This is a genomic window from Nocardia cyriacigeorgica, assembly GCF_010868145.1.
Classification (GTDB): domain Bacteria; phylum Actinomycetota; class Actinomycetes; order Mycobacteriales; family Mycobacteriaceae; genus Nocardia; species Nocardia cyriacigeorgica_D.
In genome coordinates, this window is the sequence record NZ_JAAGUY010000002.1 from 454,002 (window position 1) to 475,831 (window position 21,830).

Genomic DNA, 21,830 nt, shown 5'->3' on the forward strand with positions numbered 1-21,830 from the left:
GGCGGCGGAGAATCCTCGACATGGAGTCGGTGCCGACGATCGTGCTCGCCCCGGACAAGTTCAAGGGTTCGCTGACGGCCGCCGAGGTGGTGGATTCGCTGGCCACGGGTATCGGGCAGGTGCGACCGGATGCTCGGGTGGTTCGTGTTCCAGTGGCCGATGGTGGGGACGGGACCGTCGATGCGTTCGTGTCGGCCGGGTGGACACGGGTCTTGCTACGCGCGCCGGGGCCGACAGGTGAACTTTTGGACACCTCCTATGCGGTGCACGGCGAGACGGCGGTCATCGAGCTCGCCGCCGTCGCCGGCCTGGCCAAACTTCCTGGCGGGCGACCGGACCCGTTGAACGCCAGCACTTTCGGGCTCGGAGTTGTGATCGCACATGCGCTCGATGCGGGCGCCACACGGATCGTCCTCGGGCTCGGCGGCAGTGCATCGACCGATGGTGGTGCAGGCATGCTGACAGGTCTGGGGGCGAAGGTGATCGGGCCGGACGGGCGCGAATTGCCAAGGGGTGGAGCGTCGTTACTGGACGCGAAGCGGTGGGATCCACGCGGTCTGCATCCGGGACTCGCCGCCGCGCAGATCATCGTGGCGAGCGATGTGGACAACCCGCTGCTCGGCCCGTCGGGTGCGGTCACGGTGTATGCAACACAGAAAGGCGCAAGTCGTCAGGACATGGCGCTTCTCGAAGCCGCACTGCGCAATTGGGCATTGCTCACCGGACGCGAGTTCGCCGGGCGTCCCGGCGCCGGCGCGGCGGGCGGGACCGGCTTCGCGGCCATGGCCCTCCTCGGGGCCGAGCTGCGCAGTGGAATCGAGGTCGTGCTCGAACTCCTCGACTTCACCGCTGTGCTCGAATCAGCCACACTGGTCGTCACTGGTGAGGGCTGCCTGGACGAGCAGACCCTGCACGGCAAAGCGCCGATGGGCGTCGCGGCCGCCGCGCGCGCCGCTGGCATTCCCGTCGTGGCCGTCGCGGGACGCTCCGAACTCACCGTCGCTCAGATCGCCACCGCGGGATTCGCCGTCGGCCACACCCTCGCCGAACTGCAACCCGATCCCGAACGCTCGATCGCCGAAGCCGCGGCGCTGCTCGAACAGCTCGGAGCCAGGATCGCCGTCGAACAACTCGACGGTCGGAGCCGGGGCTAGTCAAGGGTTGTCGGGCCGCGCGGCGATCCGGGGCAGAACCAGATCGCGCTGACCGAGGGTCATCCGCTCCCCCGGGCGATCGTGGTCGAGCCCTTCCCGACCGTGATCGCCTGTTCTCGGATGCCCTAACTCGCCGCCGACAGGTTCGTGAACAGCACGCCGCGATGCCGATCGCCCCACTCTTCCAATGGGCGGAGCGCTTCCGCGAGTTCGGCGCCCAATGGGGTGAGCGAGTATTCGACGCGGGGCGGGATCTCCGGGAACACCTCGCGGCGCACGACGCCGGAGGTTTCGAGGTGGCGCAGGTTCTCGGTGAGCACCTTCTCGCTGACGCCCTCGAGCAGGCGGCGGATCTCGCTGAAGCGGCGGGGCCCATCGCTGAGCACCCACATCAGGTGCAATCGCCATTTACCGCCGACGACATCGATCGCCACGCTCATCCCGCAAATGTTGTGATCCATACCACTGTCGGTCGTCACTGGATCCTCCTGACCTCGATACGGACCTCGACGTTAGCAACCGTACCCGCACGTGCGTTCTTGTGACTTCTACCTGCGTAGATGAAACATCGACACCGACGCCGGCAAACAATCGTATCGACTTTCGAAGGATCAGCACATGTCTCAGCAGCAGGGCAGCACCGCCTCGGTCTCGGTCATCGGCCTCGGCCCGATGGGTCAGTCGATGGTGCGGGCATTCTTGAAGGCGGGCACCGAGGTGACGGTGTGGAACCGCAGCAGCGCCAAGGTCGACGCCATGGTGGAACTCGGCGCCAAGCGTGCGACCACCGTCGCCGAGGCGCTCGATGCCAACGAGGTGATCGTGGTGAGCCTGACCCACTACGACGCCATGTACGACGTGCTCGGCCAGGCCACCGACCATCTCGCGGGCAAGGTCATCGCGAATCTGTCGTCGGATTCACCGGAGAAGGCGCGCGCGGGCGGTGCCTGGGTGCGATCGCACGGCGCCGAGTTCTTCTCCGGCGGATTCATGTCGGCGGGCGACAATATCGAGCACCCGGCCTCGTACGTCTTCTACAGTGGGCCGCGCGAGGTGTTCGACGCGCACGCCGAACTCCTGCGCCCCCTGAGCCCGCAGGAGTACCTCGGCACCGATGACGGTCTCGCGCAGGTCTTCTACCAGGCGCTGCTCGTCACCTTCCACCCGTGGATCCTGGCCTACCACCAGGCTCTGGCTGTGGTCGAGCGTTCCGGCCACGATATCGAGCAGTTCCTGCCATACGCCATTCGCTCGGCCGGCGCCTACCCGTTCTTCATGGAGGAATACGCGAAGGAGGCGAAGGCCGGCGGCTGGGGTGATCTGGCGGCCCTGAAGATGATGGACGCGGGCGCCCAGCACATCATCGACGCCAGCGAGGAGGTCGGCGTCGATGCGGTGCTGTCGCACACCGCGCAATCGTTGTGGCGCAAGGCCATCGTTGCGAGCGAGGAGGCCGGTACCCCGGTGTCCATGTTCCAGCTCTTGCGCAATGAACAGGGCTGACGCCCGCTCGAGCATCGAAAGATAGGCATGCACATCGTGTCTCGACACAGCGCCACTCGTTCGGTGACGGTGATCGGACTCGGGCCGATGGGTCAGGCGATAGCTCGCGCCTACCTGGATGACGGTGTCGCGGTGACGGTCTGGAACCGCACCGCAGCCAAAACCGACGCCATGGTCGATCTCGGCGCGATACGCGCGGACAGCGTCGCCGATGCTCTCGCGGCCAGCGAGGTGATCGTGCTCAGCCTGACCCACTACGAGGCGATGTACGACGTACTCACCCCGGTGGCTGATCAGTTGAACGGCAAGGTCGTGGTCAACTTGTCGTCGGACTCACCCGAGAACACCCGGCGCGCAGCAGCGTGGGTCCGCTCGCGCTGCGGTCGATTCCTCGCCGGCGGTGTCATGGCGCAACCGGCGGAACTGGCAGGCCCGACCGCTTACGTCTTCTACAGCGGGCCGGAGGAGGTCTTCGACAAGCATCGGGACCTGTTGCGGCCCTTGGGCGTGCCCGAGTATCTGGGTTCCGACGACGGCCTCGCTCAGCTGTACTACCAGGCGATGTTCGCGCTGTTCACGCCCCTGCTGCTCGGCTACGAGCAAGCGATGGCGATCATCGAACGCTCGGGCTCGGAGATCTCCCGGTTCCTGCCGTATGCGCAGCGTTCGCTTGGGTCGGTCGCGGAACTGTATGCCGCCTGGTCGGGCAGGGCTGAAGCCGGAGATTGGGGCGATCTGGCGCATCTGCGGATGATGGATGCCGGCGCGCGCCATGTCGTGGAAACCGGTGCGGCGGCCGGTGTGGACACCACCCTGGCGGAAACGGTGTCCGCCTACTGGCGGCGGGCGATCGCCGAAAGCGTGGAAGCCGGAACGCCGATTCCGACGTTCCGGCTGTTTCGCGGGCACACGGTGTGAATCAGGCCGTCTCCGAGGACGATCCGAGTCGCGGGAAGGGGGCGGTGGAGAAGATCACCTCCACCGTCACCTCGAAATACTCCGCGATCCGCAAGGCCAGATGCAGGCTCGGGCTGTACTCGCCGCGCTCCAGATATCCGATGGTCTGGTAGTGCACGCCGAGTGCTTCCGCGAGCTCGCGCCGGGAGATGCCGCGCTCGGCCCGCAACATCGCGATCCGGTTGTAAATGACCTCAGTAGGCACGCTGCAACGCCTTCTCGCGTCGCTCGGCCATCGCGGCTCCCGATTCACGCCGGGCCATCCTGCGCATCACGATCGGGGCGATCAGCAGTCCGGCAGCTGCCCAGATTCCCAGTACCGCAGCAGTTTCCAGATGTCGCCAGGATTGGCCGAGCTCGACCGCTTCCGCGTCCGCCGGCAGTAGCGCCGAGCGCATACCGAGTCCGATCCAGTACATCGGAAACACCTGCCCGACGGTCTGCAACCAGCCGGGCAGGCCGGTGATCGGATAGAAAATGCCCGAGATGGCGACCAGCCCCATCAGCGGCATGGTGAAGAAGAACAGTCCACGGGGATCGTCGAAGACCGAACCGACGATCGCACCGATCGACAGCACGGCGAGCAGGCCGAGCGCAAGCACCCATACCAACGTCAGCCAGGACCCGACGCTGTCGAGCGACACACCCCCCACGATCACCATGCCCACGCCCAGCAGGATAACCACCTGGGCGAGCACCGCTCCGGCGCTGGCACCGATCTTGCCGATCAGGTAGCCGATCATGCCGTTGGGCGTGGCCTTGGCCCGGAGCAGGGTGCCGTCCTCGCGATCAAGGACCAGGTACTGGGCGATGCTGTACAACCCGTTGAACCCGATGATCATCCCGAGTATGCCGGGCAATGCCAGGGCGCCGAGCTTCAAACCGGTTTCCTGGAACGTGCCGTTGCGCATGAAGAACAACGCGATCAGCAGCAGGATCGGGGTGAGGAGAACACCGGCGAGATCCTCGGTATTGGTGAACTGCATCCGCAACTCGATCCGGGTCCGGGTGAATCCCGCCCGAATCGCGACCATGGTTGGGTTCATCGCACAACCTCCTCGATGGCGTGGATCTCCGCCTGTTCCGACCCGGACTCGAAGTGGCGGACCAGGGCCACATATGTTTCCTCGAGCGAACCGCGGCGCACCTCCAGTTCGCCGACCTCCGCTCCGAACTGCTGGAACAGCTCGTAGACGAACTTGGTCGATTCGGCGGTGGTGTGCACGAACCGCTGGCCGTCCCTGGTCCAGCGAACCTCGGCGTCCACCGATACCCGGCGCGCCAATTCGTCAGCTGAACCGTCGGCGATGATCCGGCCACCGGCCAGGATCAGGATGCGGTCGGCGAGCTTTTCCGCCTCGTCCAGATCATGCGTTGTGAGCAGGATGGTGGTCTGCTGTTCGTCGGCCAGGCGGTGTACCAGGTCGTGGAATTCGCGGCGGGCCTCCGGGTCGAAACCGGCGGTCGGCTCGTCCAGGAACAGCACCTCGGGCTTGCCGACGACGCCGATCGCCACGTCCAGCCTGCGGCGTTGCCCGCCGGACAGGGTCGAGACCTTGGCGCCGGCGTGTTCGGTGAGGCCGACCAATGCGATGAGTTCGTCGGCGTCCCACGGCCGCCTCGTGGCGTCGGTGCTGTAGGGGCCGTAGAAAGAGCCGAGGTAGGCCAGCAATTCCCGCACCCGCCATTTGCTGTGGTCACGCCACGATTGCAGGACCACTCCGATGCGCGAGCGCCAGGCCTCGTCACCGTGCACCGGATCGACGCCGAGTACTTCGACCCGCCCGGCCGATGGTGCGCGGAAACCCTCCAGGATTTCGATGGTTGTGGTCTTGCCCGCGCCGTTGGGTCCGAGCATGACCAGAACTTCGCCGTGTCGCGCCTGGAACGTGACGTCGTTGAGGACGTCCTCGGTGCCGTAGCGCATGCGCAGTTTCTCGACGTTGAGCACTACGCCATCACCCACTGTCATGGTATCCCTCCCTGTCGTGGGTTGGTGATGATTTGTAGCATACCTACTACATTTCGCAGTGACAATGCTTTGTTGCCTATGGTTGACATGCAGCCAATCAGCTGCCTATTCTGCATTTATGCACCCAAATGGCTGCATATGAGAGAGAATGGCGATGGACGAGGTATTCAAAGCGCTGTCCGACCCCAGCCGCAGACGACTGCTCGACAGCCTCCAGGCTCGCAATGGTCAGAGCCTGCGGGAACTGTGTGCGGGACTGGATATGGCCCGCCAATCGGTCAGCAAGCATCTGGCCGTCCTCGAGGCCGCCGATCTGGTGATCACCCGACGTAGCGGCCGGGAAAAACTGCACTACCTCAACGCCGAACCCATCAACGCCATCGCCGACCGCTGGATCAACCGCTATCACCGCGCGCGGGTGAACACCCTCGCCGACCTGAAAACCGCATTGGAGGCCAGTCCGATGAGCGACACCGAATTCGTCTACACCACCTACATCAAGACCACGCCGGAGAAGCTCTGGCAGGCCCTCACCGACCCCGCTTTCACCAGCCGGTACTGGGGTGCCACCTTCGATACCGACTGGCAGACCGGCTCGGAAATGGTGTGGAAGCAACGCAATTGGGTCGGCAAAGACCCGGAACAAGTGGTACTCGAGTCCGATCCTCCGCGCCGGCTCTCCTACACCTGGCACACCATCGGTCCGGAATTCGCCGCCGAATTCGGCATGGACACCGCCGAGCTCGCCGAGTGGTCCGCTGAACCGCGATCCAAGGTCACCTTCGAGCTCGAACCTCAGGGCGACATCGTGAAGCTGACCGTCGTGCACGACGGCTTCGAACCCGGCAGCCGCATCCTCGAAGGCATCCAGGGCGGTTGGCCAGCCATCCTCTCGAGTCTCAAGACTCTGCTGGAAACCGGGGATGTAATGCCCGAACCCGCCGAATAGCAGCCGGTAGGCGGCAATTCTCAGGGACGGATTTCCACTCGTTCGAATCCTTTCTCGGTCTCGAATGCTCTTATGGTTGTGACAGTCGAACCGAGACAGCGGCCGCGAGCCATGCCTATGTGGTCGCGCCATCACCATCCACCGCGCGCGATCCTCGAGGAGGTGGATGGGGTGGAACGCGGATGGGCTGGCGAGCAGCTCGTGGTAGCGGCCCAGAACGGTGACCGGGAGGCGATCTCCGCGATCGTCTCCGGCGCCCATCCGCATGTGCGGCGATTCGCGCACCAGTTGTGCGCCTCCTCCGCCGACGCCGAAGACGCTGCGCAAGAGGCTTTGATCACCCTGTATCGCAAGATCGGGACGCTGCGTACCGCGGCAGCGATCGCCTCGTGGATGTTCCGCATCGTGCGCAACGAATGCCTACGCCGCGCCCGCCGCGTGCTCGACCGCAACCCGCTGGTTGAGCTTGCCGGAGCCGATACGGTCGTCTCGGCTGAGGACGAAGTCCTGCGCCGCCTCGACACCGATCAGCTGACCCGGGCGATCACATCACTACCCGACCTCCAGCGCAGGGTCCTGATCATGCGCGATGTGCTCGGCTACCCCGGACGCGAGACTGCCGAAGCGCTCGGCCTGAGCACCGCGGCAATGAAGTCACAGCTGCACCGCGCCCGTACCGCGATCCGAGACGACCTGAGCTCGAATCTGTAGTCCGTTATCGCCCGCGCGGCAGCGGCCCTCTCGGCGTCGAACGCACGACCGACCCGCGAGCCGTCGCTCGCACCAGTGATCGACCTTCGCATGCCGCGATGCGTGAAATCGTCCCCCGAATCGAAGGAAGTCCCCCATGCTCACATCCGGATCCCCCGCACCAGCAGTGGAACTCGAAGACACCGCCGGGCAGGTATGGCGCCTCTCCGACCACCTCGGCACGCACAGCGCACTCATGTACTTCATGCGGTCGACGTCCTGCCCGATCTGCAACAGCCACGTTCGTGACCTCGTCGCGCGCCGAAACGAGTTCGCCGCCGAGGGCATCCGTGTCCATATCGCGGTGCCCGAGGACCGCGATCGCGCCCTGGCTTGGAAAACCAAGCGCGGCATCCCCTTTTCTGTTCTGGTCGGCTCGGATCGGACCCCGCACGAGTCGATCGGCCTGACCCGCACCGTCTTCGGCTCGATGCAGCAGTCGGGCACAATCCTTGTCGACCGGGACGGCATCATCCGCCACGCCCACGGTGCCACCCTGCCCACCAGCAGCTACGACAAGAAGGGCATTCTCGCCGCCGTCGATTCCATGCGGAGCGGAACTCGCTCGTGACCGGCGCCACGATGTGGCCGGTCGGCTGGGAAATCGACCCCATCGGTCACGTCGGCCTGCTCCAGTATCGCCAGATCTGGGGAGCCTCGGGCGGTCGACCGCAGTGGATGATTCTGATTGTTGACAGATCATGACCCCCGTCGCGCACCGGTGCGGGTTGGGCGGTTCGTGGTTCGGTCGATCCGACGCAGGTCCCTTTACCCGTGACGGTTCAGTAGCAGTAGGAAGAGAACGGGTGCGAATGATGCGGGCCGGTAGTCGGTTGCGTGTGGTGATAGGAGTGGCGCTCGGCGTGCTAGCGCTGGCGTTGGTGCTCGGCGCGTGTTCGTCGGGAGGCTCGGACTCTGATGTGCCGGGTTCGAGCACGGTGACGAAGGCTTCGGTCACCGCGACGAAGACAGCTGCTCCTACCAAGTCCGGTGCAGCGAAGGAGCCTCCGGGCGGGTCGCAGAGCGGTGGGCAGTCCGGAGACAGTGGGTCTACCGGCGGACAGGGTGATGGCGGCGGTTCCGGGCAGCCCGCGGGCTCGCAACCGGACGGGTCGGGCCCCCACGCGGACCCGGAAAACGCGCATCCGACGGAGCATTTCCCCCCGTGTGAGCCAGGGTTCTGCGGGCACGATCATTGCGGACCTGGCCAATGCGGAGAGACGCCGCCGGGCGGCACCGACAACTGCGGCCCCGGCCAATGTGGTGCGCCAACGAATTGCGCGGGCGAGATCGACTACACAGGTGATCCGCGGTCGGCCGACGAGATCAACAAGATCGGTATGCGGGACGGCAAGTGCCCGGACCCGATTCGTCCCGCCCCGACCACGACGACCCCGCCGGCAGAGACCACGCCCGCGCCGACATCCTCGTCAGCTCCCGCGTCGACTGTCACTACCTCACCGGCCGCGTAGCAGTAGGTTCGAATCGCCAGCTCACGGCCCCGGCGGTCATCCTTCGACTCGCCGGGGCAGGCTTTCCGGAAGCGTCCATCCGCGCCAATGCGCGATGAGGCACAGTCCGGCGCCGAGGCCGGTCGCACAGATCATGCCGATAGTGGGGTGGCCCGCGCTGCTGATCGCGACCATCACAATGCTCGCCGCGAGCGCGGCCGTCGCGTAGAGAGTGTTTCCGCCGAAGATTCGAGGGGTTCGGCGGAGCACGATATCGCGGACCATGCCGCCTCCGACGGCGGTGATGGTGCCGAGAAGCACGGCGGGCAGCCAGCCCAATCCCACTGCGAGCGTTTTCTGTGCGCCGGTGGCGGCCCAGCAGCCGAGGGCTGCGGCGTCGACGAAGAGGAACGTGCGGTCCCAGAGCTTGCCTTCGATCAGCAGCACGAAGGCGATCAGCGCGCCGATCAACGCGATCATGAGGTAGGCGTAGTTGGTCAGCGCGATCGGAGTTCCGCGCTGCAGCAGCGTGTCGCGGATGAGGCCGCCGCCGAGCCCGGACAGGATCGCCAGGGTCACGAAGCCGATCGGGTCGAACCGCTCCGCGCGAGCGAGCACTCCGCCCAATATCGCGTTCGCGAGTACTCCGCTCAGATCGAGCACAAGGAACAAATCGTTCAGATCGGCCGCCTCCACCCGCACATCGTCCACCAGTTATGGCAGAAGGGCCCTCGGGCGACACACCAGTATTGAGAACAAAAAGAGAGCACCGCTCTTGACGTTGATGCCGCAGTGTGCGACTGTTGATCTCAACAGAGAGCGATGCTCACAAGGAGGCGGAAATGACCGGCAACAACGCGACCAACCGATACATCGGCCCTGGCCGGGGTGAGGCGACCATGAACCGGATCGCGAATCTGCTGCCCAAGCTGGGGATCAGCGTGATGGGCTCGCGACTGCTCGCCGTGCGTGGACGCAAGAGTGGCGAGTGGCGGATGACGATGGTCAACGTGATGGACGCCGACGGGGCGCGCTACCTGGTCGCACCGCGCGGACATACCCAGTGGGTGCGGAATCTGCGGGTGGCCGGTGGTGGTGAACTGCGGCTCGGGCGGAAGGTGGAGGCCTTCACCGCGAGCGAGGTCGACGACGCCGACAAGGTGCCGCTGCTCCGCCTCTACCTGAAGCGCTGGGGTTGGGAGGTTGGCCGGTTCTTCGACGGCATCACCAAGGACTCCACCGATGCGGAGCTGGCCGCGGTCGCGCCGGGCTTCCCGGTGTTCCGTCTCGCCTGATCAGCGGCGGATCAGGAATTCGATGGCGGCGGCGTAGCCGAAGACGCCCATACCCGCGATGACCGCCGTCGCGATGGGGGAGATGAAGGAGTGGTGCCGGAACTCCTCGCGGGCATGCACATTGCTGACGTGCACCTCGACGATCGGAACCTCCGGAATCACCAGCGCGTCGCGCAGCGTGACCGAGGTATGGGTGAGCCCACCGGGATTGATCACGATTCCCGAGACCGCCCCGCGAGCCTGATGGATCCGGTCGATCAGGGCGCCCTCGGAGTTCGACTGGAAGGCCTGCACCTCGCGGCCGAGCCCGGTGGCGGTGCGAGTGCACAGTTCCACCACGTCGTCGAGCGTCTCCGAACCGTAGATCTCCGGCTGGCGGACACCGAGCATGTTCAGGTTCGGTCCGTTCAGCACCAGGATCGGCAGGTTCGGCGCAGCGGTTTCGGGCATGCCGGCAACCTTACCGATCCGTCGGCGTCGACCTCCGCGATTGGCGGCGGGCCGCCGCGGGTATCTCTGGAGAAACGCCGAGTTCGGTGGTATGTGCACACGGCGTGACGTCTGCCGGTACGGTAGCGGCGCCGGTTGTCTTCGGACCGCCGGACGACGTTGGTGAACGGCCTCGAAGACGGGAGCGATCGGGCACAATTGGGATCGTTGTGCACGGGTTGCGTTCCCGGGTCCGGGGGCGCCGCATACAGGGATTGATCAGGTACGGTGGTCTTGTTACTGGAGTGACAAGAGTGAAGAGTGGGCGACATGGATGTGTGGGGATCCCGCCGCTTTCGCTTCCGGGGCGCACTGGCCCTCACGGGGGTGGCGGTTCTGGTATTCGCGATGGGATCGTGTGGTTTAGGTGAGCAGCCGAACGAAGCCGAGGCTGTGGTCGAGCGCTTTACCGAGATGCTCGACGACCATGACTACGCGGCCGCCGCGGAGCTGACGTCGTACCCCACTGCGGCCTCGGCAACCCTGAAGCAAATGTTCGAAGGCCTGGAATCGGGCGAAGTCGACTACGAGAAGACCCAATTCATCGAACTCGACCCCGCGTCGGGTCTGTTCAGCATGGACGTCGACTGGAACTTCGGCGAGGGCAAGGACTGGAGCTACAGCATCGAAGGTTCGGTGCGCAAGCTCGCCATCGGCTGGCGGATCTCCTGGGATCCCGCGATCGTCATGCCGCAGTTGAGCCACAACCGTGACGTCAAGCTGGTGCGCACCACACCTGAGCCGCCACCGCGCGTGGTGGACATCGTCGGCGAACCGCTGATGGCCGAGCAGACGATCAACGTGATCAAACTGGATCCCGCCCTGATGCCCGATCCGGTTGCCTCGACGAACGCCCTGGCCGCCGTGATCGAACCGGTCGCCTCGCTGATCACCGGACCGTATCTGATGCAGCAGCTTGCATCCTCGCAGGGTAAGCCGATCATCGCGGTCAGCCTGCGCGACGGCGACTTCAACATCCTCGAGCCTCGTATGGCGCCCATCCCCGGTGTGGTGATGGAAAAGCAGCCGCGGGTCATCTCCGTCGACCGGCGGGTGCGTTCTCCGATGCTGGACGGACTGGTCGAGGTATGGGAGGACAGCCAGCAGGCGCACTCCGGGTGGGGCGTCCAGTTGTTCGAGAAGGACGGCCGATTCATCACCCAGCTGGCTGGTGAACAGGGCCCTGCCGGGCCGGATATCGCCGCGACCATGGATCAGAAATTGCAGCGCGCCGCCTTGGATGCTGTGGTCAGCGTCGCGAGCCCCGCATCGCTGGTGGCGATACAGCCCTCCACCGGCGCGGTGGTCGCGGTTGCCCAGAACGGTTATGCCAGCGAGCACGGGCCGGTAGCGTTCACCGGGCTGTACCCGGTCGGCGCGAACATCGAGCTGTTCCGCAATATCGCGGCCGTCGAAAAAGGCAAGGCGCCGGGGGATATCACGGTGCAGGAGGCCGCAGAGGCCGCGACCAAGCTCGGCGTCGGCGTCGATTTCCGGGTACCGGGTCTGGACGAGGTCACCGGACGGCTGGCGATCTCGGGGCGCAGCGCCGAGCAAGTCCGGCAGGGTGCCGGGGCGGACGCGGTCCTGGCCAGCCCCTTCGGGATGGCGATCGCTGCCGCGACAATCGCGCGCGGCTCGGTGCCGCCGCCCATGATCGAGCGTGGGCGGCCCAGCGAAACGGATGCTCAGCTGGATCCGCTGGCGGCGCCGGTCACCGATCGGCTGCGCACCATGATGCGCGACGGCATGAACGATCCCCGGATGGACGAGCTTCGGATGTACGGCGGGGTCACCGCCTTCGTCGCCGAAGCGGGTGAGGACGGCTGGTTGATCGCCACGATGGGAGATCTGGCCTTCGCCGTCCACATCGACGCTATGGACGGCGGCGATGCGGCAGTGCGCATGGCGGCCCGGATGTTCCGCTCGTTCACCACACCCGAGCCCTGATCGGGGATCAGTTGATCGCGGTCCACGCCGCGCGCCAGCCCAGCAGGAAGAACGCGAGCACACCGCCCGCGACCAGCATGAAGCTGAACGCGGTGCCCTGACCGCTGATCGAACGCAGCAGCATGCCGCCGCCGAAGGTGCCGAGCCAGACCAGGACTCCGGTGGGCCAGAGCGAACTGCCGTCGAAGCGGGAGCTCTCGCCGTACATCCGGCTTGCCGCGGCCAGCGCCACCACCCAGCCGACCGCGAGTCCGATCGCGAACGGCCATACCGTCCGCAACAATCCGGCGAGCACCGCCTCATCGTGACTTTGCCGTCCGATCGCACAGAACAGGACCACCAGCAGGGCATCGATCACCAACGGCAGGAAAATCCTCACCCGGGTCAGCTTAGTGTTTGTTTCAACAAGGTCCCCGCGACACCACGGCTACACGGTGCGGCGCTGTTCGAATTCCTTTTCGTATTCCGCGTCATCGGCCTGTTTGGTGCGGAAAAGGAACGCGAAAACGATCCAGCCGATGATCGCCACCAGAATGAAACTCACCAACCGGTAGACGAATGCGGCGGCGACGGCCTGGGCGGCGGGCAGACCCGCGGCGGCGGTGAGGCCATAGATCAAGGTCGCGTCGACGTAGACGATGCCGCCGGGCGCGAACGGAATGGAGCCGACGGCTTTACCTGCGGCGAAAGCGATCAACAGACCCGCCCACTTGGGATCTCCACCGACCGCATAACAGGCGGCGCCGAGGCATGCGACATCGGCGAACCGGTGTACCAGCGCCCACCCGGCGACCCACGCGCCATCGCGTTTGCCGAGATCGACCGACTCCAACTGGGCCAGCATCTCGGTGACCTTGGCCATGCTGTGGTCGGCAGGCTGCTTGCGTACCCGGTTCACCAGCGCCAACGATTTGCGCAGTACCAATTCGAGCGCACCGGGATTGCTGGAGATGTAATTGCCCGCCCACACCAGCGCGACGATGGCCAGCACCGTAACGATCAGCTTGACCGGGCCCACCCGGTTGCCGACCAGCAGCGCACCGCCGACACCGAGCAGCGCCAGGCCCGCCGCGGCGACCACACCGGAAAACACCAGCTGCCAGGACGCCACCACCGGGCTCGCACCCCACCGCCTGGTCTGCCGATAGGTGAAGGCGGTGGAGAAGACCTGCCCGGCAGGCAGCGTCACCGACATCGCGGTCGCGCCGTAGACGACGGCGACGGATTTCCGCTGGCTGACCTCGACACCACCGGCATTGAGCAGCTGTTTCTGCACCCGCCCGAATCCGCTCATCGACATCGCCTGGAATACGATGCACAGCGCGACCCAGCCCCAATGGATTTCGGTGAGTGTGCGCCACGATTCGTGCAAACGCGGCCACAGATAGATGGCTTCGCCGATCAGTAATGCGAGCAACGCCACACCAGCGACCCATTTCAGCCACCGGAATCTTCGCCGAATCGACGCAGCGGTAGCCGCAGGCGAGGCAGAATCGCCTGCTGGAGCACCGTTGGCCGTCACGCGGTCAGCCTAACGAACGCACCTGTTCTTCGTCTGCACCGTCGGTCGCCTCGGCGCCGTTCTTCGGCCAGGCCAATCTGGTTTTTCTGCGGCGTCCGCGCAGCTGTACCTCGTCGCCGCTCACCCAAAACTCTTGCTCACTTTCATCGGCGAAATACAGCGCGGAGCCCGAGGCGAGCACCCGACCGGGCTGGTCTTTGGCCAGCTCGGTCAGTCGGGACGCCTCGTTGACCGGATCTCCGATGACCGTGTATTCGAAACGATTGGCCGCACCGATATTTCCCGCGACGGCCAGACCAGCCGAAACACCGATACCGATATCGAGGCCGTGCACTTCGCGCAGCGCCTCACGTAGTTCCCTTGCCGCGGCGAGGGCGGCGCCCGGCGCGTCCGGACGATCCAGCGGCGCGCCGAAAATCGCCAGCGCGGCATCGCCGACGAACTTGTTGACGAATCCGTGGTGTCGATCGATGACGTCGACCACGACCCGGAAGAACTCGTTGAGCAGGCTCACCACCTCGGTGGGCGGGCGCTCGGCGGCGGTGGCGGTGGAGCCGACCATATCCACGAACAGCACCGCGACGAATCGCGTCTCACCACCGAGTTCGGTGCCGTAATCGAGTGCGCGCTGTGCCACCTCGGCGCCGACATGCTGGCCGAACAGCTCCTGCAGCTGCTGACGCTTGGCGGCCTCCTCCATCATGCGGTTGAAGCCGACCTGCAGTAGACCGATCTCACTGCCGTCGAACACCTCGACCTGCACATCACGGGCGCCGGCCTGGACCCGGTTGATCGCCTGGCTCAGCTGACGCACCGGATCGGAGATGCTCGAGGCGGTGAGCATGGACAACGCCAGCGCCTGCATGATCACGACACCGCACAGCAGCAGGATCGACACCGCAAGTGACTGCGCCGAGAATTTGATGTCGGAGGAGATCTGGGTGACGCACAGCAGCACGATCGCGATGGTCGGGGCGAAGGTGCCCATTCCCCAGGTCATGGCCATTCTGGTGCCGACGCCGGGGGTCAGGGTCTGATCGAACGTGCCCGCGGTGAGCGCTTCGGCGGCGACCGGGCGCAGGATGCGTTCGCCGAGCATGTAGGTGAAGCCGAACACAATGGTCGCGGCCATACATTCGGTGACGATCACCGCGCCGGCAAGTTCGGGTGTGTCGACGATGATCAACGAGGCCAGCACCGCGCCGCCGACGATCCACAACGCGAGATGCAGAATCGACTGCCGAAGCGGCGCATGCAGTGCGGCCATCTGTTCTTGTCTGCTCGGCGGTCCACCACGGACCTGCCAGCGCATCACCGGCCGCAGCATCAACGCCGAGGCCACCACGCTCAGCAGGCCGCCGATGGCGAAGACCAGTGCCGGGATCAGCAGGCCGACCCGGCGCGGGCCGCCGAGCTCGCCTTCGGGCACCGGCAGCCCGTACTGGATGAACGCCCACACCAGCACAGCGCCGAACGCGTTGGCAAGCAGCATCGACGCCAAGTACAGCGGCCAGCGCGTATGCATGGTCTGTTTGACCGCTTCCAAGGGCGCTGACACGATCACCAATCTAGCGTTTCGAACATCTATCCTCTGCGCGGTGGGGCTGCGCCGATAAGCTCGGCAAGGTGACCGAGCCGAAGTCAGGTTCCGCGGGGTCGACGCCGAAGTCGGCGGCACAGCGGGAGGGGAGAGCGTCGGCGGCAGCCGATGCGGTACATCCGATCGTCAGGGTGACAGCGGAGTGGTCGTGGCGACTACTCGTCATCTTCGCGCTGATCGCCGTGCTCGCCATGGTGGTGCAGCGCCTGGCGACGGTGGTGATTCCGCTGGCCATCGCCCTGTTGGCGGCCGCGCTGCTGGCCCCACTGGTGGATTGGATGCAGCGACTGGGGATAGCGCGATGGATGGGCGTGTTCGTCGTGCTCGTCGGTTCGCTTGGGCTGGTGGCCGGGATCCTCACCTTTGTCGTCGAGCAGTTCGTCGAGGGCGTGCCGCAGCTGACCGATCAGTTCACCAACAGCATCAAAGAGGTGCAGAACTGGCTGATCAACGGACCGATCCATCTCAGCGAGGACCAGATCCGCAGTGCGGGCGACACCGCGGTCAAGACCATCCAGTCCAATCAAGACGAGCTGACCAGCGGGGCGCTGACCACCGCGACGGTGATCGGGCACATCCTCACCGGCACCTTTCTCACTCTGTTCATCCTCATCTTCTTCCTCTACGGCGGCGATCAGATCTGGCATTTCGTCACCAGGATCGTGCCGACGGCACATCGGCAGCGAGTGCGTACCGCTGGTGAGCTCGGCTTCGGGTCGCTGGTCGGGTTCGTGCGCGCGACGGTGGCGGTGGCCGCGGTCGACGCGATCGGCATCGGTGCCGGGCTGGCGATCCTCGGCGTTCCACTGGCCCTGCCGCTGGCATCACTGGTATTCGTCGGCGCATTCATCCCGATCATCGGTGCATTTCTGGCCGGCTTCGTCGCGGTGTTCATCGCACTGGTCACCAAAGGCCTGGTCACCGCGCTGATCGTGCTCGGCATCATCATTGCGGTGATGCAGCTGGAAGGCCACGTGCTGCAGCCGCTACTGCTGGGCCGGGCGGTGAGCATCCACCCGCTGGCGGTGGTGCTCGCGATCACCGCGGGTGTGGTGCTCGGCGGAATCGCGGGTGGTCTGCTCGCCGTGCCATTCGTCGCGGTGATGAATACCGCGATCCGGTCGTTGCTGACCGACGATCCGGAGGAGTTGTTCGAGGAACTGCGCACCGACGACGACGAGCGCGGCAGGTTGTACTCGGCCGAACCGGATGAACCCGAACCCGGCCGGTTCGATATGTCGGCCATGCTGGCCGAGGCGCAGCGCAAGCTCGGATCGGGGAAGGCGGGCCCGGACAAGCAAGGCGAGCCAACGGCGGAACCGGAGGCGACGGGGCCGGACAAGCCGACCGATGATGCCGTGACAGCCGATGATGCGACCCCGCACGATTGAGCTGAGCGCCGCCGACACCGCGACCGCCCCGCTGTGGCGGGCTGCGCAGGCGTTCCGGCTGGTGACGCTGCTGTACGCGGTGGGGCAGCAGATCGCCTCGGTGCCGTACTACCAGAATCAGCGGCTGAGCTGGGTGCTGATCGCCATGATGGCGGTGTGGTCGGGCGTATCGGCGATCATGTTGTCGCAGTGGCATTTCCCCGACGCCATCCGGCTGCGCGGCTGGGTTGTGCTCGGCGACCATGTGGTGGTGATCGCGCTGATGGCCTCGACCCGGTTGGTCGCCGATTACGACTGGTACCACGGCCACCAGACCCTGCCGACGACGCTGTGGGCGACCAATGCGGTGATCTCCGCGGCGATTCTGCGCGGACCGTTGTTCGGTGTCCTGTCCGGTGTGCTGATCGCCGCGACCAGCATCACCGTCCGGGATCAATGGGGGCAGGACGTATGGACCGACGCGACCGCACCGGTTCTGGTGTCGGTGGGGCTTGCGCTCGGTCTCGCCGCGAATACCGCCCGCGCTGCGCAACGTCAGCTGGAACGGGCGGTGCGGTTGACGGCAGCGACCGAGGAACGCGAACGGCTGGCCCGTCAGGTGCACGACGGCGTATTGCAGGTGCTCAGCTATATCAAGCGTCGCGGTACCGAAATCGGTGGGCCCACCGAAGAATTGGCGCGGCGGGCAGGTGAGCAGGAGGTGGCGCTGCGCGTGCTGATCTCCGAACAGGGCGCGCGCGTCGACGAGGGCGGGGCCGAAGTCGATCTGCGGCCGTTGCTGACCGAACACGCCACACCGACCGTCAACGTGGCGACACCGGGCGATCCGGTGCCGGTCGGACGCTTGGCGGCAAACGAGATCGCGGCGGCCGTCGCCACCGCGCTGTCGAATGTCGGACTTCACGCCGGGCCGGACGCGAAAGCCTATGTGCTGCTGGAAGACACCGGTGACGAACTGATCATCAGCGTGCGCGACGACGGTGTCGGGATCGCGCCCGGCCGGCTGGCCGAGGCCGAACGCGAAGGGCGGATGGGGGTGTCGCGGTCCATCGTCGGCCGGATCGCGACGCTTGGCGGCACTGCGGAACTGTTGACCGAGGAAACCGGCGGTGTCGGCTTCGGCACCGAATGGGAAATCCGGGTGCCACGTGGGTGAGCACCCGGACGAGGGAGGTATCGGATGAGCGCGGACGCGATCACCGTGATGGTGGTGGACGACCACCCGATGTGGCGCGACGGCGTCTCGCGCGATCTGACCGAGTCCGGATTCCAGGTTGCCGCCACCGCCGACGGGGTTGGCGCGGCCACCAGGCGCGCGGCGGCGGTGCGGCCCGATGTGGTGCTGATGGATATGCAGCTGCCCGACGGCAACGGTGCGCAGGCCACCGCCGAGGTGCTTCGGGTGTCGCCGGCCAGCAGGGTGCTGGTGCTGTCGGCGTCGGCCGAACGCGGCGATGTGCTGGACGCGATCAAAGCGGGCGCCACCGGATACCTGGTCAAAAGCGCGTCGTCAGCGGAACTGCTCGACGCCGTTCGTGCCACCGCGGCCGGTCAGGCGGTTTTCACGCCGGGCCTCGCGGGGCTGGTGCTCGGCGAATACCGGCGTATCGCCACCGCTCCCGCGGATCCGGCGACACCACCGCGGCCCGCGCTCACCGACCGCGAAACCGAGGTGCTGCGGATGGTGGCGAAGGGGTTGTCGGCCAAGCAGATCGCGTCACGGCTTGGGCTGTCGCATCGCACTGTGGAGAACCATGTGCAGGCGACCTTACGGAAGTTGCAGCTGGCCAATCGAGTCGAGCTGACCAGATACGCGATCGAACAGGGGCTCGAATAAGTCGCCGGGCCTGTCGGCTTCACCAGGCGGCGCCGCGAGTTCAGCGGCGGGACTGGGATGCCGCGATGGCGCATGTCCTACTTCGGGAGGATGCCGCGCGGGTGGAATCGGGGATCGCCCCGATGCCGGAACCGGCGATTCCTCGGTAACCTCGGACGCATGGGCGGCCCCGACTCGGTTTCTTCAGGCATCGGCTCCGGCGGTCCGGTGGGCGATCGTGACCTGCGGGTCTCCGATGCCGAACGGGAGCATGTCGGTGAGCTGCTGCAACGCGCCGTCGGCCTGGGCATGCTGTCGCTCGGCGAGTTCACCGAGCGAATGGACACCGCGCTGGCCGCCAAGACCCGCGGCGAACTGAACTCCGTGCTCATCGACCTGCCCGGGGTCCGCCTGGTCGGACAGCCGGCCGCTCCTTCGACCGACTTCGTGAACGCACCACGCTCGCTCTCGGAACCGGCCACGCCGGCCGCCGCTCCGGTGCCGCAGCATCCGTCCAGCGTGATCCGCGGCAGGCTCTCGACGCTGAGCAGGACCGGGCCCTGGCAGGTGGCACCGGTACTGCACGCCAACAACGTGCTCTCCACCGTGACCCTGGATTTCACCGAGGCCATCATGTCCACCCAGGTCGTGGAACTGCACGTCGACGATTACGCCAGCTCGCTCACCCTGATCGTGCCCAGCGAAGCCACCGTCGACCTCAACGGCATCGAACTCGTCGGTTCCAGCACCAACAACAAGGTCCGCACCGGACCACCCATCGGCCGCCTCCACCTCGTCGTCCACGGTCGCACCCGCTTCGGCTCGGTGACCGCCAAACACCCGTTCATGTCGAACTGGCGCAAGCTCATGGGGTTCTGAAACGCCCGCACCCTGCGGATTCGGGTAGATATTCGGGCGCCATCAGGGGTTTCTACTCATGTTCGCCGATGCCTGGCGAACGAGCATTGGGAGCATGAGTACAGCTATTGATCCGGTGCTGATCTCGCGGTTGTCGGGGGAGTTCGAAGCGCTCGGCGATCAGATGTGGGCAATGGGGCGCGACCTGGAGCTGTTGCGGGTTCAGGTCGCCGCGGAGGGGGGCGGCCGAACCGAGGACGGGGCCTATCCGCCACCTGCCGGACAGTTCGGCCACCAAGGTGCATGGGCACCGCGGGGTGCCGGGACGCCCTACGGAGTCCCGCCCGGTACCCACGGCTGGGGCGCGCCGGTCGGCGCCGCGTGGCGTCCGCCGCAGGTTCCGAAGCGGACGCCGTGGTGGCAGCAGGACGGGGTGATCAGCCGGATGCTGGCGGTGGCCGGTGTCGGGGTGACGTTGATCGGCGTGGTCATGCTGCTGGTGCTCGCCGCGCAGGCCGGGTTCTTCGGGCCGGTGCCGCGGGTCGCTACGGGTGTGGTGTTCTCGGCCGCACTGGTGGCCGCAGGCGTTCGGGTATATGGACGCAGCGGCGGGCAGGTCGGTGGAATCGCGTTGGCGGCCACCGGCATTGCGGGCGGCTACCTGAATGTGGTCGGCGTGACCACTGTGTACGAATGGTTGCCGCCGGTCGCCGGGCTCGCGGTGGCGTCGGCGGTCGCGGCCGGTGGGGTGTGGCTGGCGATGCGGTGGAACTCGCAGACGCTCGCGGTTCTGGTCGTGGCCGGAGCGGCGGTCTTGTCGCCGGTGGTCACTGTGGAGTTGGCGCTGCTGGGCTTCCTCATCGTGTTGCAAGCCGCCTGTGTGCCGGTGCAATTGGCGCGTAACTGGCCGATTCTGCATGTCATCCGGACGGCGCCCGCGGTGCTTGCCACGCTGGCGGCGATCGCCGTCGCCACCTTTGAGGACCCGGCGCGGGCTCGGCTGAACTGGCTGCTCACGGCGGCTGTCGCGATCGCGGCGGTCGGGCTGGTCGGCACGGTACTCGCCGTGCGTAGACGTCAGGGGGACATCACCGCCACCTTCACGCTGGCTATGGCGGCCACCCCGCTGCTCGCCGCACCGGTGATGTTCGAGCGGCGCACTTCCGTGCTGGTCGCAGCTCTCTTCGCCGTGGTACTGCTCGCGCTCGCGGTGACCGTGATTCTGCCGAATCAGCGTCTGCGCCAGTTCATTCCGGCGCACACCGCGATTGCGGCCGCCATTGCCGGATCGTTCGCACTGCTCGAAGCCTGCATCGGCGCGACCAGCGTGCAGACGCTGCCGATCGCGCTGTTCCTGATCGCGGTCGGCTTCCTCGCCGTCGCCGGGCAGGTCCGCAATCTGGTATCCGCGGGAATCGGCGTGACATTCGCGGTGCTCGGCGCACTGGTGTTCCTCGATAGCGCCTCGCCGGAAACCCTTGCTGTGCAACGATTCGCCGAAGCGCGGCTCGACATCTCGACGCTGCTGGCAGCACTGCTCGCCCTCGCCGTGGTGCTGGTAGGGGTCTGGGCCGTCCGCAGGCTGCCCGGAATTGCCGGTGACGTCGCCGATGCGGTGCTCTGGATCACCGGGAGTCTGGCCGGCCTGTACGCGGTGACCGCCGCGACGGTGTCCATCGGGGTGGCCACCGGCGCCCCCGACGGCTTCCTCATCGGCCACAGCGCGGCCACCATCGCCTGGATGGTCGCGGCCACCGCCGCACTGCTCTACGGCCTGCGCAAACTGGCCGCCTCGCCCGCCGTAGCCAAACTTGTTCTCGGCTCAGGTCTGCTCGTCACCGCCGCTGCCCTGGCGAAACTGTTCCTGTTCGACTTGGCCACGCTCGACGGCCTTGTCCGCGTCGCCGCCTTCCTCATCGTCGGCGTCCTGCTGCTGCTGGCGGGCACCCGCTATGCGCGAGCGTTCGCCGATGTGGGAAGCGACAACCCACCGACGTCCTGAGAGCTACCTCCAGTCGCTTGCCCATGGGTTGATCCACAGCGGGATGCGGGTCCTTGACGTACAACCGGACGTCGTCGGCGACGGCGATCGGTTGTTCGACCGGCCCCGCTCACCGAGTTCGGCTTGATCCTGACAATGGGTCTGTTCAACCCGGTCTTCGCCACCTATCGG

Annotated in this window: 22 protein-coding genes; 13 read left to right on the forward strand and 9 right to left on the reverse strand. The window is 66.2% G+C overall.

Features of this window, described 5'->3' with window-relative positions:
* Positions 1 to 20: 20 nt before the first annotated feature.
* Positions 21 to 1,154: a glycerate kinase gene (locus tag GV792_RS06045; RefSeq protein ID WP_163822722.1), complete on the forward strand. Its 1,134-nt coding sequence runs from the start codon at positions 21 to 23 to the stop codon at positions 1,152 to 1,154.
* 125 nt (positions 1,155 to 1,279) lie between these two features.
* On the opposite strand, the gene GV792_RS06050 is transcribed toward GV792_RS06045, so the two are convergent.
* Positions 1,280 to 1,633, reverse strand: coding sequence for a winged helix-turn-helix transcriptional regulator (locus GV792_RS06050; protein WP_163822613.1), 354 nt, complete (start codon positions 1,631 to 1,633; stop codon positions 1,280 to 1,282).
* Between the two features lie 88 nt (positions 1,634 to 1,721).
* Between GV792_RS06050 and GV792_RS06055 the strand changes: the two genes are divergently transcribed.
* Both GV792_RS06055 and GV792_RS06060 read left to right on the forward strand, forming a co-directional pair.
* Complete coding sequence (locus tag GV792_RS06055) at positions 1,722 to 2,657, forward strand: NAD(P)-dependent oxidoreductase (RefSeq protein WP_309138602.1); 936 nt, start codon at positions 1,722 to 1,724, stop codon at positions 2,655 to 2,657.
* 36 nt (positions 2,658 to 2,693) lie between these two features.
* Positions 2,694 to 3,575: an NAD(P)-dependent oxidoreductase gene (locus tag GV792_RS06060; protein ID WP_309138600.1), complete on the forward strand. Its 882-nt coding sequence runs from the start codon at positions 2,694 to 2,696 to the stop codon at positions 3,573 to 3,575.
* Between the two features lies 1 nt (position 3,576).
* On the opposite strand, the gene GV792_RS06065 is transcribed toward GV792_RS06060, so the two are convergent.
* Genes GV792_RS06065 through GV792_RS06075 form a run of 3 tightly spaced genes read right to left on the reverse strand, consistent with a single transcriptional unit; the run spans position 3,577 to position 5,586 of the window.
* Complete coding sequence (locus GV792_RS06065; RefSeq protein WP_309138599.1) at positions 3,577 to 3,819, reverse strand: helix-turn-helix transcriptional regulator; 243 nt, start codon at positions 3,817 to 3,819, stop codon at positions 3,577 to 3,579.
* The gene (locus GV792_RS06070; protein ID WP_163822616.1) at positions 3,809 to 4,660 is read right to left on the reverse strand and encodes an ABC transporter permease; all 852 of its coding nucleotides are present in this window, start codon (positions 4,658 to 4,660) and stop codon (positions 3,809 to 3,811) included. Before GV792_RS06070 ends, GV792_RS06065 begins: the two co-directional genes overlap by 11 nt.
* Entirely contained in the window at positions 4,657 to 5,586 is a 930-nt protein-coding gene (locus tag GV792_RS06075) for an ABC transporter ATP-binding protein (protein ID WP_163822617.1), read from the reverse strand. The genes GV792_RS06070 and GV792_RS06075 overlap by 4 nt, the downstream gene beginning before the upstream one ends.
* Before the next feature lie 154 nt (positions 5,587 to 5,740).
* On the opposite strand from GV792_RS06075, the gene GV792_RS06080 reads away from it, so the two are divergent.
* The 3 genes from GV792_RS06080 to GV792_RS06090 all read left to right on the forward strand — a co-directional run bounded on the left by GV792_RS06080 (position 5,741) and on the right by GV792_RS06090 (position 7,856).
* The gene (locus GV792_RS06080; protein ID WP_163822618.1) at positions 5,741 to 6,535 is read left to right on the forward strand and encodes an ArsR/SmtB family transcription factor; all 795 of its coding nucleotides are present in this window, start codon (positions 5,741 to 5,743) and stop codon (positions 6,533 to 6,535) included.
* 171 nt (positions 6,536 to 6,706) lie between these two features.
* On the forward strand, positions 6,707 to 7,246 hold the full coding sequence (locus tag GV792_RS06085) for an RNA polymerase sigma factor (protein WP_309138598.1): 540 nt from the start codon (positions 6,707 to 6,709) through the stop codon (positions 7,244 to 7,246).
* Between the two features lie 136 nt (positions 7,247 to 7,382).
* Positions 7,383 to 7,856, forward strand: a complete 474-nt coding sequence (locus GV792_RS06090; protein ID WP_163822619.1) for a peroxiredoxin family protein — start codon at positions 7,383 to 7,385, stop codon at positions 7,854 to 7,856.
* 937 nt (positions 7,857 to 8,793) lie between these two features.
* Here GV792_RS06090 and GV792_RS06095 read toward each other — a convergent pair.
* Positions 8,794 to 9,432: a trimeric intracellular cation channel family protein gene (locus GV792_RS06095; RefSeq protein WP_163822620.1), complete on the reverse strand. Its 639-nt coding sequence runs from the start codon at positions 9,430 to 9,432 to the stop codon at positions 8,794 to 8,796.
* Positions 9,433 to 9,578: 146 nt separating this feature from the next.
* On the opposite strand from GV792_RS06095, the gene GV792_RS06100 reads away from it, so the two are divergent.
* On the forward strand, positions 9,579 to 10,031 hold the full coding sequence (locus GV792_RS06100) for a nitroreductase family deazaflavin-dependent oxidoreductase (RefSeq protein ID WP_163822621.1): 453 nt from the start codon (positions 9,579 to 9,581) through the stop codon (positions 10,029 to 10,031).
* On the opposite strand, the gene aroQ is transcribed toward GV792_RS06100, so the two are convergent.
* Positions 10,032 to 10,481, reverse strand: coding sequence for a type II 3-dehydroquinate dehydratase (gene aroQ / locus GV792_RS06105; protein ID WP_163822622.1), 450 nt, complete (start codon positions 10,479 to 10,481; stop codon positions 10,032 to 10,034).
* Positions 10,482 to 10,790: 309 nt separating this feature from the next.
* Between aroQ and GV792_RS06110 the strand changes: the two genes are divergently transcribed.
* The gene (locus GV792_RS06110) at positions 10,791 to 12,470 is read left to right on the forward strand and encodes an NTF2-like N-terminal transpeptidase domain-containing protein (RefSeq protein WP_175583961.1); all 1,680 of its coding nucleotides are present in this window, start codon (positions 10,791 to 10,793) and stop codon (positions 12,468 to 12,470) included.
* A gap of 7 nt (positions 12,471 to 12,477) precedes the next feature.
* On the opposite strand, the gene GV792_RS06115 is transcribed toward GV792_RS06110, so the two are convergent.
* The 3 genes from GV792_RS06115 to GV792_RS06125 are packed head-to-tail and all read right to left on the reverse strand — an operon-like array spanning position 12,478 to position 15,517.
* Positions 12,478 to 12,849 carry a DUF3054 domain-containing protein gene (locus GV792_RS06115; protein WP_163822624.1) on the reverse strand — a complete coding sequence of 124 codons (372 nt, stop codon included), beginning with the start codon at positions 12,847 to 12,849 and terminating at the stop codon, positions 12,478 to 12,480.
* 48 nt (positions 12,850 to 12,897) lie between these two features.
* Complete coding sequence (locus tag GV792_RS06120) at positions 12,898 to 13,992, reverse strand: lysylphosphatidylglycerol synthase transmembrane domain-containing protein (RefSeq protein WP_163822625.1); 1,095 nt, start codon at positions 13,990 to 13,992, stop codon at positions 12,898 to 12,900.
* A 4-nt stretch (positions 13,993 to 13,996) separates the two neighbouring features.
* Positions 13,997 to 15,517 carry an adenylate/guanylate cyclase domain-containing protein gene (locus GV792_RS06125; RefSeq protein WP_175583120.1) on the reverse strand — a complete coding sequence of 507 codons (1,521 nt, stop codon included), beginning with the start codon at positions 15,515 to 15,517 and terminating at the stop codon, positions 13,997 to 13,999.
* Positions 15,518 to 15,714: 197 nt separating this feature from the next.
* On the opposite strand from GV792_RS06125, the gene GV792_RS06130 reads away from it, so the two are divergent.
* The 5 genes from GV792_RS06130 (at position 15,715) to GV792_RS06150 (ending at position 21,659) form a co-directional block, all read left to right on the forward strand.
* Positions 15,715 to 16,983 carry an AI-2E family transporter gene (locus tag GV792_RS06130; protein WP_309138601.1) on the forward strand — a complete coding sequence of 423 codons (1,269 nt, stop codon included), beginning with the start codon at positions 15,715 to 15,717 and terminating at the stop codon, positions 16,981 to 16,983.
* Positions 16,964 to 18,139 carry a MacS family sensor histidine kinase gene (gene macS, locus GV792_RS06135; RefSeq protein WP_175583119.1) on the forward strand — a complete coding sequence of 392 codons (1,176 nt, stop codon included), beginning with the start codon at positions 16,964 to 16,966 and terminating at the stop codon, positions 18,137 to 18,139. The genes GV792_RS06130 and macS overlap by 20 nt, the downstream gene beginning before the upstream one ends.
* 24 nt (positions 18,140 to 18,163) lie before the next feature.
* Positions 18,164 to 18,820 (forward strand): response regulator, encoded by a 657-nt coding sequence (locus GV792_RS06140; protein WP_163822626.1) that lies wholly within the window; start codon positions 18,164 to 18,166, stop codon positions 18,818 to 18,820.
* A gap of 207 nt (positions 18,821 to 19,027) precedes the next feature.
* Complete coding sequence (locus GV792_RS06145) at positions 19,028 to 19,678, forward strand: DUF1707 SHOCT-like domain-containing protein (protein WP_163822727.1); 651 nt, start codon at positions 19,028 to 19,030, stop codon at positions 19,676 to 19,678.
* A 94-nt stretch (positions 19,679 to 19,772) separates the two neighbouring features.
* Complete coding sequence (locus tag GV792_RS06150; RefSeq protein ID WP_256673765.1) at positions 19,773 to 21,659, forward strand: DUF2339 domain-containing protein; 1,887 nt, start codon at positions 19,773 to 19,775, stop codon at positions 21,657 to 21,659.
* Positions 21,660 to 21,830: the final 171 nt, after the last annotated feature.